This is a genomic window from Sphaerisporangium krabiense, assembly GCF_014200435.1.
Lineage (GTDB): Bacteria > Actinomycetota > Actinomycetes > Streptosporangiales > Streptosporangiaceae > Sphaerisporangium > Sphaerisporangium krabiense.
Genome location: NZ_JACHBR010000001.1, coordinates 4766084 through 4777772, shown reverse-complemented (window position 1 = coordinate 4777772; position 11689 = coordinate 4766084). Strand labels below are relative to the sequence as shown.

Sequence of the window (11689 nt, the reverse complement as noted above, 5' to 3'; positions counted from 1 at the left end):
ACGCTCTTCAGCAGAATGTAACCATTTAACCCCATTACAGGTACGAAGCCACTGAAAAGGCAGCGAAGGCCCCGATCGGCGTCAGACGCGCCCATCCGCCAGCGCCGCCGTACCCCTGGGCGCCAGCCGCCGCGGCCGGGGCGACTCCGATCCGGCGACGGACCCACCGGCGGGCTCGGCGACAGGCTCGGCGACGAGGGCGGTGCCAGGCTCGGCGACGGATCCGGTGATGGACTCGATGGCGGGTTCGGCGACGACCTCGGTGGCGAGCTCGGTGGCAAGCTCGGAGGACTCGACCTCGCTCAGGGCCTCCTTGAGGGACTCGACCTCTTCCAGCGAGACCTCCAGCGCCTCGTCGGTCAGCACGTGGACGGGCTCGACGGCGCTCAGCGCGGACTCGTACCTCTCGATGATCAGGTCGGCGAGCCCCTCGCAGTCGCCGATCACCTCCGCGCACCGCACGTCCAGGTCGACGTGCCCGGCCGCGTACGCCAGCGCCTCGGCCCAGATGCGTTCGAGCACGGCCCCGGCGAACAGCAGGTACGGGAGCACGACGACGCGCTTGGCGCCGAGGCGGCGGCAGCGCTCGATGCCCTGGGCGACGCTGGGCGGGGCGTCGGAGACGTACGCGGTCTCGACGGTGAGCAGGCCCGGCGCGTGGGTCTCCCAGAACAGCCGCGACACCCGGTGGACCTCGGCGTTGGCGGCGGTCTCGCGGGAGCCGTGCCCGACCAGCACCACCGCGGTCTCGGCCGGGGAAACCGGCTCGCGGACCGCGTCGTGGTCGTCGGAGCACCCGGCGGGCACCGCGGCCAGGCGAGGCATCTCGGCGAGCGCGTCGGCGAGCCGCTCGGCCATCAGCGCCAGCGCCCGGGGGGACGCGGCGAGCGAGCGGCCGTAGTCGTAGGTGAGGGTGGGGTGGGCGACCCGGGCCCGGGCGAGGGCGGCGGGGATGTCGTCGCTGTGCCCCAGGGTCAGGGGGATGGCCACCATGCGGTGGTGGCCGCGGGCGACGAGTGAGGCGATCGAGTCGCCGAGCGCGGGGCGTCCCCGCGTGGCGAATCCGCCGGACACGTCGGCGGCGACCCCGTCGAGCCGGCACCGCAGGCGGTGGACGAAACGGCCGAACTCTGCCGCGCCCGTGTCGTCGTGGGCGCCGTGCCCGATCAGCAAGAGCGGCGGCTTCATGTGGATCTCCGATACGTTGACCTGCGGTTATGGTGGCCGGGTCGCGAGAATATCCGAATCTGCCAATCTATGGACATGGCTTTGCGCCGTATTTGGCCAAGTCAAGACCGAGGGATCATCGTGATCTGGCGGAAGGCGGCGCGGACGTGGCCGCGCCTCCCCCGGTGTCACCTCAGGCGGATTCGCCTTTGAGCAAGCTGTACAGGACGCCGTCGGAGAGGCCGCCGGACACGTGCAGCGCCCGGCGCAGCACGCCCTCCTCGGTGAAGCCGGCCTTCCTCGCCACGGCCCGGCTGGCGTGGTTGCCGACCGCGATGAGCAGGGTCACCCGGTGGAAGCCGCGCATCATCAGGAAGGTGGCGACGGCGCGGGTGGCCTCCAGCGCCACGCCCTGGCGGCGGGCCCACGGCGAGATCCAGTAGCCGATCTCCACGTCGCCGCGCTCCCAGTCCGCCCGCTGCACTCCCGCGGAGCCGGCGAGCCTGCCGCCGTCCTTGGGCTCGATGGCGAAGTGGACGCCGCTCACCGAGTCGGCGTGGGCGTATCTGGTGCACCAGTCGTAGGCGCGCTGCAGGTCGTAGCCTTCGGCCCAGGGCATCCAGTGGTTGATCTCCGGGTCGCCGTCGACGGCGGCGAGGACGTCCCTGGCGTCGGAGCCGGTGAACGGGCGCAGGATCAGCCGTTCGCTCTCCAGGCGCACGCCGGTGCCGAAGCCGCGCCCGCTGATCGTGGGGGGGCCGATGGCGAGGTCGCGGGCCAGTATGCCGAACACGACCAGGTCGTGGGGGCCGTCGTCCTCGAACCCGCCGCCGCGCAGCAGGCCCTCGCGGGTGTACCCGGCCTTCTCCGCGACGCGCAGCGAGGGGGCGTTGTCCAGGTTGGCGCGCAGTTCGATACGCCGCAGGCCGCCCTTGGTGAGCATCCACTCGGTGAGGCCCATGAGGGCCTCGGTGGCGTGGCCGCGCCCGCGGTGGGCGGGGTGGACGCCGTAGCCGACCTCGGCGGTCCCGGCGTTCCACATGGTCTTGAAGAGGCTGATGGCGCCGACGATCACGCCGTCGCTGACCATGGCGAGGTGGACGCCCTGGCCGGACCGCCAGAGTTCGTGGACGCCGTACGACAGCCACTGCGCGACGCCCGCGACGTGGGCGGGGACGCCGGGTGGGAGGAACCGCGCGCCGGACTCGATGATCCCTCGCACCTGGTCGGCGTCGTGCGGGCCGAACGGGCGTAGCACGAGCCGCTTGGTGACGATCGCCAAGTGCTGGTCGAAGCCGGTCAATGTGATCCCCCTTGTGCGGACATATCAGCTCACCGCACAAGGGGGGATGTGCGCAACTCAGGACGCGCGGGCCAGCGCCTCCCGCCACTTCACCCGGGCACCCGTACGCAGCACGGCCCGCTGGTAGACGAGCCCGCCGATCCGCAGCACGATGGCCGCCGCGGCCACCATGAGCACGGCCGCGAGCGCCATCTCCCAGAGAGGCACGGGGACGACCGCCGAGCGCACCGGCATCACCATGGCGGAGAAGGGCGGGACGACCGACAGCACGCGCGTCAGCGTGCCGTCCGGGCTGGCCACGGAGACGAAGGAGACCAGGTAGCTCGCCATCAGCAGCATCGTCGCCGGGGTCAGCACGCCGCTGAGCTCCTCCTGCCGGGAGACCAGCGAGGCGATGGCCGCGAACACCGCCGCGTAGAAGAGGTAGCCGAGCAGGAACCAGCCGATGGCGCTCGCCACCACGCCGTAGGTGCCGTCGGGCAGGTCGGGGATCGAGCCGGTGACCCGCGTCGCGGCGAGCCCGGCCACGGCGATGACGACGATCTGCGCGAGCCCGAGCACGCCGAGCCCGATGACCTTCCCGGTCAGCAGCTGCCACGGGCGCACGGCGGTGAGGAGGATCTCGATGATCCTGCTCCCCTTCTCCTCGACCACGCCCATGGCGACCCAGGTGCAGACCTGGATGAGCAGCATGAACAGCAGCACGACGATCACCGTGGCGATGACGCGCCGGACCGTGGCGTCCTCGCCGGTGCCGTCCAGCGACACCCCCTTCAGGGGGGCGACCTGCTGGGCCTGGCCGACCTTGGCCGGGTCGATGCCCGCCGCCGTCAGGTTCCCCTCGGTGGCGGCGACGCGGTGCGCGGTGTCCAGCAGGACCGACAGATCGTCGTCCACGACGGACTTGGCGATGACGGTGACGTTGTCCACGATCGCGGCCTCGACGTCTCCCGCGGCGACGCCCTTGCGGGCCGCGGCCTCGTCGGGGTAGCGGACCACCTTGACGGTGGTGTCGCTCGCCTGCGCCGCCTGGGCGGTCAGCGTGGCCTGCAGGCGGTCGGCCTGCGCGCCCGCCAGGCCCACGGCGTAGTCGGAGCCCCCGCCGCCGATGAGCTTGGGCAGCGCGGCGAGCACGGCCACCAGCACCGCGGTGACGAGCAGGCCCCAGCGGTAGCCTCGCGTGCGCCCCCGCACGTCGATCTCGCGCCGGGCGACCAGGAGCACGGGGTTCACGCGACCACCTCACGGAAGATCTCGGTCAGCGAGGGCTGCTGCCAGGCGAAGTGCTGGACGCGGCCTGCCTGGACGGCGACGCGCAGCGCCTCCTGGTCGTCGGTGGGCATGAGGATCACCTCGTCGTAGCGGTCGTCCGCGTACGCGTCGGGCGTGCCGTGCCGCGGGCGGTCGGTCTTGCTGACGATCTCGCCGGGCAGCCGGTCGGTCCACCCGGGGGCGGCGCCGGTGACGACGACGCGCAGGAGCTTGCGGGACTCCCGTGCCCGCAGCTCCGCGACCGTCCCTCCGGCGATCAGACGGCCGGCCTTGATGATGCCGACCGAGTCGCACAGGCGCTCCACCAGGTCGAGCTGGTGGCTGGAGAACACGACCGGCACGCCGGCCGCCTTGCGCTCGGCGAGGACGCCCGCCAGCGCGTCGACGGCGATCGGGTCGAGGCCGGAGAACGGCTCGTCCAGGACGAGCAGCTCGGGGTCGTGGATGAGCGCCACGGCGAGCTGGACGCGCTGCTGGTTGCCCAGGGACAGGCTGTCGACGTCGTCGCCGCGCCGCTCGGTCAGGCTCAGCCGCTCGATCAGGTCGCCCGCCGACCGCCTGGCGGCCTCGGGGCTCATGCCGCCGAGCCTGCCGAAGTACTCGATCTGCTCGGCGACCCGCATCTTGGCGTACAACCCGCGCTCTTCCGGCATGTAGCCGAACCTGCGGCGGGTGTCGTGGCCGACCGGGGCGCCCTTCCACCGGACCTCGCCGCCGTCGCTGCTCAGCACGCCCATCACGATGCGCATCGTGGTGGTCTTGCCCGCGCCGTTGGCGCCGACGAAGCCGAACATCTCGCCGGGGGCGACGGTGAGGCTGACGCCGTCGAGCGCGACGACGTCGCCGTACCGTTTTCTCAGTCCGTCGATCTCAAGCATGAGGGGATCCCTTCATGATCTTTTCCAGCACCGTGACGTACTCCTGGAACGCGGCGCGTCCCGCGGGAGTGAGAGAGAGCCAGGTGCCGGGCTTCTTGCTGATGAAGGCCTTCTCGACCTTGACGTAGCCCGCCTCCTCGAGGACCAGCGTGTGCTTGGACAGCAGGGAGTCGCTGACCTCGATGGTGTCGCGCAGGAAGCGGAACTCGACCTTCTCGGCGGTGACCAGCGCCGCCATGATGGACAGGCGTACCGGGGTGTGGATGAGCTGGTCGAGGTCGTGCCGAGGGTGCGCTCCGCCGCCCGTCGTCACCGTTCGCCCGCCCAGGGGCGCAACCGCCAGCCGAAGTAGGACACGGGCGCCGCCGCGACGAGCGCGGCCGCGACCCCTCCCGCGATCCACCAGCCGGTGGGCCCCTCGGGCATGACGTGGGCGAAGGCCGCGGCGGCGAACATCGTGGCGAGCCAGGAAAGGGTCACCGTGAACTGCTCACGGCAGGAGGACCCTCTGCCGTAGACGCCGCGCATGTACACGAAGACGAGGGACACCAGGCTCATGACCACCCAGGCGGCGCCGGCGATCGACTGGAGCGGCTCGGAGCCGAAGTACATCGCGTTCCAGTAGAAGAACGCCGCGACCCCCCAGACGATGAGCAGCCACCCCAGCCAGGTCGCCGACCGCCCGACCTTGCGGCGCACCCGGCCGATGGCCTCTAAGGCTTCGCGCGCACTGAGATCCCCGTCAGCGTTCATCCGCTCGCCCCCTCTTCACGTGGTCAAAAACGTATCAAGTACTCAACTCCGGTTCAAGTGCTGGAATGTCGTTCTTTACCAGACCGCGACTCGGGGGCAGTACGGCGGGGCGTGATCAGCCGGCGGCGACCACGACGTCGAGCGTGCGGGGGCCGTGAACCCCCTCGACCCGGTTCAACTCGATGTCGCTGGTCGCGGAGGGGCCGCTGATCCACGTCAGGGGCCGGGACGGGTCGAGGCGGGCCACCGCGTCGGGGACGGCGGGCACGATCCGCGCGGCCAGGACCACGCACAGGTGGTAGTCCGGCACCAGGGTGAGCGCCCTGCGGCCCTGGCCGGGGCCGGTGTCCAGCACGATCGTGCCGGTCTCCGCGACGGCCACCGCGCAGCCGGTGATCACCCCGTCCGCCGCGTCCAGCGCCGCCGCGCCGAGCGGCGGGTCGTCCCGCAGCCGCTCCAGTCCCGCCGGCAGCCACTCCTCGGGAAGACCGCCGGGGACGACCACCCGCCGCGCCCCGCGCGCCGCCAGCGCGCGGGCGACCGCGTCCGCCACCTGATCGGCGGGCACGACCTCGACCGCGGCCCGGTAGTCGCGGACCCGCTCGGCGAACCGCCCGGTGTCCCCCGGCCCGTGGCCGGCCGTACGGTGGTCGCGCTCGACTTCCGCGGGCGGCGCGCCCGCCACCGCCGCGCGGACGCGCGCCAGGATCCGCTCCCGCGAACTCACCGGTCCCCTCCTTCGCGTCCCTCGGTCCGCCGCCACCACTCGCGGAACGACTCCTCGGGGACGGCCGGGACGTCCCTGGTGTCCGTCCAGGCCGCGCCCGGGCCGGGCAGGCGCCGCCTGGGCACGAGCCGGCGCAGCCGCGAGGCGGCGCGCTGGGCCAGCCGCAGCCGGGCCTGGCGGTTCAGCGTCCAGCCCGCCGCCGCCATCCCGAGCCGCTCCGCCGGAGGGTGCGGCACCTTGGCGCGCAGGTGGACGAGCACCTCGGGGATGTCGATGGCGACCGGGCACACGTCGTAGCACGCGCCGCACAGGCTGGAAGCGTACGGCAGCGAGGCGTCCAGGTCGGTCGCCGTGCCCCGTAGCAGCGGGGTGAGGATCGCCCCGATCGGCCCGGGATAGACCGAGCCGTACGCGTGCCCGCCGACCCGCTCGTACACCGGGCAGACGTTGAGGCACGCCGAGCAACGGATGCAGCGCAGGGCCTGACGCCCGATCTCGTCGGCCAGCGCGTTCGTCCGGCCGTTGTCCAGCAGGATCAGGTGGAACTCCTGGCCCTCGGCCGCGCCGGTCCACGTGGAGGTGTAGGGGTTCATCCGCTCGCCCGTGGAGCTCCTCGGCAGGAGCTGGAGGAACACCTCCAGGTCGCGCCAGGTGGGCAGCACCTTCTCGATGCCCACGACGCTGATCAGCGTGCGGGGCAGCGTCAGGCACATGCGGCCGTTGCCCTCCGACTCCAGCACCACCAGCGTGCCGGTCTCGGCGATCAGGAAGTTCGCCCCCGAGATCCCGACCTTCGCCGTCAGGAACCGCTCGCGCAGGTGGCGGCGGGCGGCCTCGGCGAGCGCGGCGGGATCGTCGGTCAGGTCCGGCGGCGCGGGCCGGCCCCAGTCGGCCATGCGCTCCCGGAAGATCTCGCGGATCTCCGCGCGGTTCCTGTGGATGGCGGGCACCAGAATGTGCGACGGCCAGTCGTCGCCGAGCTGCACGATCAGCTCGGCGAGGTCGGTCTCGGCGGCGACGATGCCCGCGTCCCGCAGGACCTCGTTCAGGCCGATCTCCTGGGTGGCCATCGACTTGACCTTCACCACCTCGGTCTCGCCGGTGGCCCTGACCAGGTCGACGACGATCCGGCCGGCCTCGGCGGCGTCGGCGGCCCAGTGGACGTGGCCGCCCGCCCTGGTCACGGCCTCCTCCGCGCGCACCAGGTAGCGGTCGAGGTTGCGCAGCGCGTCGTCCTTGATCGCCTTCCCGGCCGCGCGGAGCCGGTCCCAGTCGGGGAGCTCCTCGACGACGGCGGCCCGGCGGGCCCGGATGGTGTGGGTGGCGTTGCGGAGGTTGAACCGCAGTTGCGAGTCCCGCAGGGCCTTCTCGGCGTTGCGCGGGAACGCGGGCATCCCGAGGAACGTGCCGCTCACCGGTCCCCCTCCGTCGCGGCGAGGATCTCGGCCAGGTGCATCACCCGCACGCCCGTGCGCAGCCGGCTCAGCGTGCCGCCGAGGTGCATCAGGCAGGAGTTGTCGGCCGCGCACAGGACCTCCGCGCCCGTGGCCTCGACGTTGGCGATCTTGTCCGCGCACATCGCCGCGGAGACGGCCGCGTTCTTGACGGCGAACGTGCCGCCGAAGCCGCAGCACTCGTCGGCGGCGGGGAGGGGGACGAGTTCGAGGCCGCGCACGGCGCGCAGGAGGCGGGTGGGGCGGTCGCCGACGCGCAGGCCGCGAAGCGAATGGCACGTCGGGTGGTAGGTCACCCGGTGCGGGAAATACGCGCCTACGTCGGTGCGGCCGAGGACGTCCACGAGGAACTCGGAAAGCTCGTACACCCGGGGCGTCACCGCGGCCACCGCCGCGGCGAACCGCGTGCGCCCGCGATGCGCGCCCGCGAAGGCGCCCGGCCGGGTCGCCCCCATGCCCGCCGCGAGCTTCGGGTACTGCTCCCGCACCATGGCCGCGCACGACCCCGAAGGGACCACCACGGCGTCGTACCCCGCGAAGACCTCCAGGAAGCCGCGTGCCAGCCGCACGCCCTCGTCGCGGTAGCCGCTGTTCACGTGCATCTGCCCGCAGCACGTCTGCCCCTCGGGGAACTCGACCGCGCACCCGAGCCGCCGCAGCAGCGTCACGACCGCCTTCCCGGTGCCCGGGAACAAGGTGTCGTTCACACAGGTGACGAACAATCCGACCCGCATCGCCGCCCTCCCCCTCCCCGGCCGATCACGGTCCGACCCTACTGTTCCCCGCACGTGGACCCCCTGCCAAAACACTTCCCCTCGGGGCCGGCGCGTTGACATGCAACCGGATGGCTGCCTATGGTGGACATGCAGCCAGAGGGTTGCATATCAGAGGTGGCGAGATGGACGAGGTGTTCAAGGCACTGGCCGACCCCAGCCGGCGGCGGTTGCTGGACGGCCTGAACGCGCGCAACGGCCAGACGCTGCGGGAACTGTGCGCGGACCTGGACATGACCCGGCAGGCCGTCAGCAAGCATCTGGCCGTGCTGGAGGAGGCGGACCTCGTGACCACGGTGTGGCGGGGGCGGGAGAAGCTGCACTACCTCAACGCGGCGCCCATCAACGCCGTGGCCGAGCGCTGGATCGACCGGTACGACCGCCACCGCGTGCACGCGCTCGCCGACCTGAAGAAGGCATTGGAGCAGGAGCCGATGAGCAAGCCCGAGTTCGTCTACACGACCTACATCAACACCACACCGGAGCGCCTCTGGCAGGCGCTGACCGAGCCGGCCTTCACCCGGCGGTACTGGGGGGTGACCTTCGAGTCCGAATGGAAGACCGGATCCCCGGTGGTCTGGCGGGAGTCCGGCGTCACCATGGCCGACCCCGAGCAGGTCGTCCTGGAGTCCGACCCCTACCGGCGTCTCTCCTACACCTGGCACACCTTCACGCCGGAGTTCGCCAATGCGCACGACGTGCCGGAGGAGATGTTCGACACGTGGGCGTCCGAGCGGCGCTCCAAGGTCACGTTCGACATCGAGCCGGTCGGCGGGATGGTCAAGCTGACCGTCGTCCACGACGGGTTCGACCCCGGCAGCAAGGTGCTCGAAGGGGTGTCGCAGGGCTGGCCGCGCATCCTCGCCGACCTCAAGACCCTGCTGGAGACGGGGCGGACGCTGCCGGACCCGGACAAGGACGCGAAGGACGCGAGGGACGTGGAAGACACGGAGAAGGCCGCGGCGTCTCAGCGCGGATGACGCGGTGGGGCACCGGGAGGGAGGGCGGCCAACCCCGAAACGTCCTCCCCCACCGGTGCCCCTGAAGGTACGGCGAGCCATCCTCTGAGCGCGCCCCGCTCTTCGCCGTACCGGCTCGTGGGCGCGGGCCCCGCGGGCCCGCGCGCGTCCGTCACACGGTCTGCTCCTGGTAGGAGCGGCGGCCCGCGTGGGCGGCGGCGAGCGCCGTGCCGTCGGCCCAGCCGTGGACGTCCACGGCGGACTCCAGGAAGCCGTGCGACCGCAGGAAGCGTTCCTGCTCGGCGAGCAGGCCGAGGCGCTCGGCCGACAGGTCGACCCGCAGGTCGGCCAGGCCGGGCGGCGGCGCGTCCCAGCCGCGGCCGGGCGTGCCGTCGTTCTCGCCGGCCAGCAGGACGGCCTGCCGCGGGTAGGCGGCGGCCCAGTCGGCGGCGTCGAGGAGCACCCGCAGGAACCGGGCGACGACGTCGGGCCGGATGTCCAGCAGGAGCTGGTCGACGGTGATGAGCCTGAGCGTGGCGTCGTTGACCCTGACGCGCTTGTCGGGATGGACGCCGAGGTCGATCGCGACCGGCAGGCCGCGGGCCTCGGCGTCGTGCAGGACGGCCGCGCTCCCGACGTAGACCGCGTCCACCTCGCCGCCGGCCAGCGCGTCCACCTCGGGGGCGGAGGCGCCGGGGGCGGCGGGGACGTCGATCAGGTGGACGTCGTTGAGCGTGAGGCCGCCGGCCCAGAGGGCGTTGCGCAGGCCGCGCAGGGCCGTGGCGCGCTCGACGTCCACCGGGACGTCCGCGCGCAGGGGCAGGCCGAGGCGGCGCCCGCGCAGGTCCTCGGGCTCGCGGATGGTGACGTGGGCTCGGGTGAGCACCACCTGCGGCGTCTCGGCCCAAGCCAGGGCGACAAGGCGGGACGAGGCCCCGCGCGAGCGCGCCCACAGGGCGGGGACGTTGCCGCTCTCGTGGAGCAGCGTCCGCAGCGGGCCTCCCGCGTGCCCGTCGAGACCGGAGGTCTCTCTGAAGGGGCGCACGGCGATGCCCTCGGGGGCGAACTCGTCGTCGAGCCAGCCGAGATCGGCGGCGATGCCGGTCGCGGTGGGCTCAGGGGCTCGGGTGTACCACAACTCCTGCATGGTCTTCTCCTGTCGTCGTGGATCGGCCGGTGGGCGTCTCGGCGCGACAGAGAGAACCGGTGACCCTGCAGAGATCGACGTGCCGGCGAGTGGTCAGGTAGGCGGCGCGGTTCACGTTCCCAACGGTAATCCCGTGGACCGAACTTTACAACTATCCCTACAGGTTTTATCTGGAATAGATGGGCGCGGTGGCCGCGAGGGGCTCACAGGGTGCTCGCCGAGTGCTCCAAGCCATCCGCAAGTCGCCCCGCCGCGCAGACAAGCCGTGATCAAGTGCCGCGCGTCATCGTGGACCGTCCATGGAACGCCGAGGGGGGCCGCCCCCTGTCCTCGGGCACGAGTGGAGATCGGGACATGAGTAGTACGGTGCTCATCCTCACCGAGGATGGCGACACCCAGGCGCGGCACGTGGCGCGCGCCCTCGTCGGGCGGGGGGCCGACGCGCTCGTCTTAGAGCCGGGATGGTTCCCCGGCGCCGCGCGCCTGTCCGTCACGCTGGACCATTCCGGCACCGCGCGGCGCGTGCTCCTCGCCGCAGGACGGCGCGTGGACCTCGACCGGCTCACCTCGGTGTGGTTCCGGCGTCCCGGGCCGCCCTCCGAGGGCAACGCCCAGCAGGACGGATTCGCCTCCGACGTGTGGGACACCCTGGACTGCCTGGCCGTGCCGGCCACGCGGGCCGCGATCCGCCGGGCCCAGCGCAAGCTGTACCAGCTCTCGGTGGCGGGCCGCGCGGGCTTCGAGCTGCCGTCCACGCTGATCAGCACCGACCACGAGGAGCTGCTGGACTTCTACCTGGCCCATCACGGGCAGATCGTGGCCCGGGTGCTGGACCGCCCCTGGGACGTGCGCGAGCCGCCGCCCGCACCGGAGGAGGAGGCGCCCGTGCTCACCGACCCCGCGGGCACGGGCCCCTTCCCCCTGGTCGCGCAGGCGCGGGTGCTGCGCAGGCTGGCGCTGCGGGTGATCGTCACCGGCTCCCGCGTGTTCGCCGCCGAGATCCACTCGCCGCGCAGCGTGCGACGGCTGCGCGCCCACGACCTGCCCGAGGAGGTGCGGGCGCGCTGCCTCGGCGTGATGGCGCACCTCGGCCTGTCCTTCGGGACGATCGACCTGACGCTGACGCCCGAGGACCACTACGTCTTCCTGGAGGTCAACCCCGAGGGCGGCTTCCTGCTGATCGAGGAGGTCACCGGGATGCCCATCACCGACGCCCTGTGCGACGTGCTGCTGAAAGGCGCGGCCGGCGCCTGACC

The 11689-nt window shown here is 72.5% G+C and carries 13 protein-coding genes; 2 read left to right on the top strand and 11 right to left on the bottom strand.

Translation table 11 applies throughout. The annotated features are described in order from the left end of the window. Positions 1-81 precede the first annotated feature (81 nt). The 9 genes from BJ981_RS21120 to BJ981_RS21080 form a co-directional block, all read right to left on the bottom strand. Entirely contained in the window at positions 82-1188 is a 1107-nt protein-coding gene (locus BJ981_RS21120) for a sirohydrochlorin chelatase (RefSeq protein ID WP_184613015.1), read from the bottom strand. A 172-nt stretch (positions 1189-1360) separates the two neighbouring features. Further along, complete coding sequence (locus BJ981_RS21115; RefSeq protein WP_184613014.1) at positions 1361-2470, bottom strand: GNAT family N-acetyltransferase; 1110 nt, start codon at positions 2468-2470, stop codon at positions 1361-1363. 57 nt (positions 2471-2527) lie between these two features. Further along, on the bottom strand, positions 2528-3703 hold the full coding sequence (locus tag BJ981_RS21110) for an ABC transporter permease (protein ID WP_184613013.1): 1176 nt from the start codon (positions 3701-3703) through the stop codon (positions 2528-2530). Next, positions 3700-4620: an ABC transporter ATP-binding protein gene (locus BJ981_RS21105; protein WP_184613012.1), complete on the bottom strand. Its 921-nt coding sequence runs from the start codon at positions 4618-4620 to the stop codon at positions 3700-3702. The genes BJ981_RS21110 and BJ981_RS21105 overlap by 4 nt, the downstream gene beginning before the upstream one ends. Continuing rightward, the gene (locus BJ981_RS21100; protein ID WP_239139772.1) at positions 4613-4933 is read right to left on the bottom strand and encodes a winged helix-turn-helix domain-containing protein; all 321 of its coding nucleotides are present in this window, start codon (positions 4931-4933) and stop codon (positions 4613-4615) included. The genes BJ981_RS21105 and BJ981_RS21100 overlap by 8 nt, the downstream gene beginning before the upstream one ends. After that, positions 4930-5373: a hypothetical protein gene (locus tag BJ981_RS21095; protein WP_184613011.1), complete on the bottom strand. Its 444-nt coding sequence runs from the start codon at positions 5371-5373 to the stop codon at positions 4930-4932. The genes BJ981_RS21100 and BJ981_RS21095 overlap by 4 nt, the downstream gene beginning before the upstream one ends. A 115-nt stretch (positions 5374-5488) precedes the next feature. Next, positions 5489-6100 (bottom strand): LutC/YkgG family protein, encoded by a 612-nt coding sequence (locus tag BJ981_RS21090; RefSeq protein WP_184613010.1) that lies wholly within the window; start codon positions 6098-6100, stop codon positions 5489-5491. Then, positions 6097-7515 (bottom strand): lactate utilization protein B, encoded by a 1419-nt coding sequence (locus tag BJ981_RS21085; RefSeq protein WP_184613009.1) that lies wholly within the window; start codon positions 7513-7515, stop codon positions 6097-6099. The genes BJ981_RS21090 and BJ981_RS21085 overlap by 4 nt, the downstream gene beginning before the upstream one ends. Next, positions 7512-8288, bottom strand: a complete 777-nt coding sequence (locus BJ981_RS21080) for a (Fe-S)-binding protein (protein WP_184613008.1) — start codon at positions 8286-8288, stop codon at positions 7512-7514. Before BJ981_RS21080 ends, BJ981_RS21085 begins: the two co-directional genes overlap by 4 nt. A 164-nt stretch (positions 8289-8452) precedes the next feature. Here BJ981_RS21080 and BJ981_RS21075 point away from each other — a divergent pair, with 164 nt between their 5' ends. Then, positions 8453-9307, top strand: coding sequence for an ArsR/SmtB family transcription factor (locus BJ981_RS21075; RefSeq protein ID WP_184613007.1), 855 nt, complete (start codon positions 8453-8455; stop codon positions 9305-9307). Between the two features lie 151 nt (positions 9308-9458). Here the strand turns inward: BJ981_RS21075 and BJ981_RS21070 are convergent, their stop codons facing one another. Together BJ981_RS21070 and BJ981_RS39675 are read right to left on the bottom strand one after the other, a co-directional pair. Further along, a complete protein-coding gene (locus tag BJ981_RS21070) occupies positions 9459-10433 on the bottom strand; it encodes an ABC transporter substrate-binding protein (protein ID WP_184613006.1) in 975 nt (324 codons plus the stop codon). Continuing rightward, positions 10402-10548, bottom strand: a complete 147-nt coding sequence (locus BJ981_RS39675) for a putative leader peptide (protein ID WP_372437237.1) — start codon at positions 10546-10548, stop codon at positions 10402-10404. The genes BJ981_RS21070 and BJ981_RS39675 overlap by 32 nt, the downstream gene beginning before the upstream one ends. A 239-nt stretch (positions 10549-10787) precedes the next feature. On the opposite strand from BJ981_RS39675, the gene BJ981_RS21065 reads away from it, so the two are divergent. Next, positions 10788-11687: an MvdC/MvdD family ATP grasp protein gene (locus BJ981_RS21065; RefSeq protein WP_184613005.1), complete on the top strand. Its 900-nt coding sequence runs from the start codon at positions 10788-10790 to the stop codon at positions 11685-11687. The last annotated feature ends 2 nt before the right edge of the window (positions 11688-11689 follow it).

Coding starts and splice junctions, on each gene's coding strand:
- BJ981_RS21120 (WP_184613015.1), bottom strand. CDS start 1,188: ATGAAGCCGCCGCTCTTGCTGATCGGGCACGGCGCCCACGACGACACG.
- BJ981_RS21105 (WP_184613012.1), bottom strand. CDS start 4,620: ATGCTTGAGATCGACGGACTGAGAAAACGGTACGGCGACGTCGTCGCG.
- BJ981_RS21095 (WP_184613011.1), bottom strand. CDS start 5,373: ATGAACGCTGACGGGGATCTCAGTGCGCGCGAAGCCTTAGAGGCCATC.
- BJ981_RS21080 (WP_184613008.1), bottom strand. CDS start 8,288: ATGCGGGTCGGATTGTTCGTCACCTGTGTGAACGACACCTTGTTCCCG.
- BJ981_RS21075 (WP_184613007.1), top strand. CDS start 8,453: ATGGACGAGGTGTTCAAGGCACTGGCCGACCCCAGCCGGCGGCGGTTG.
- BJ981_RS21070 (WP_184613006.1), bottom strand. CDS start 10,433: ATGCAGGAGTTGTGGTACACCCGAGCCCCTGAGCCCACCGCGACCGGC.
- BJ981_RS21065 (WP_184613005.1), top strand. CDS start 10,788: ATGAGTAGTACGGTGCTCATCCTCACCGAGGATGGCGACACCCAGGCG.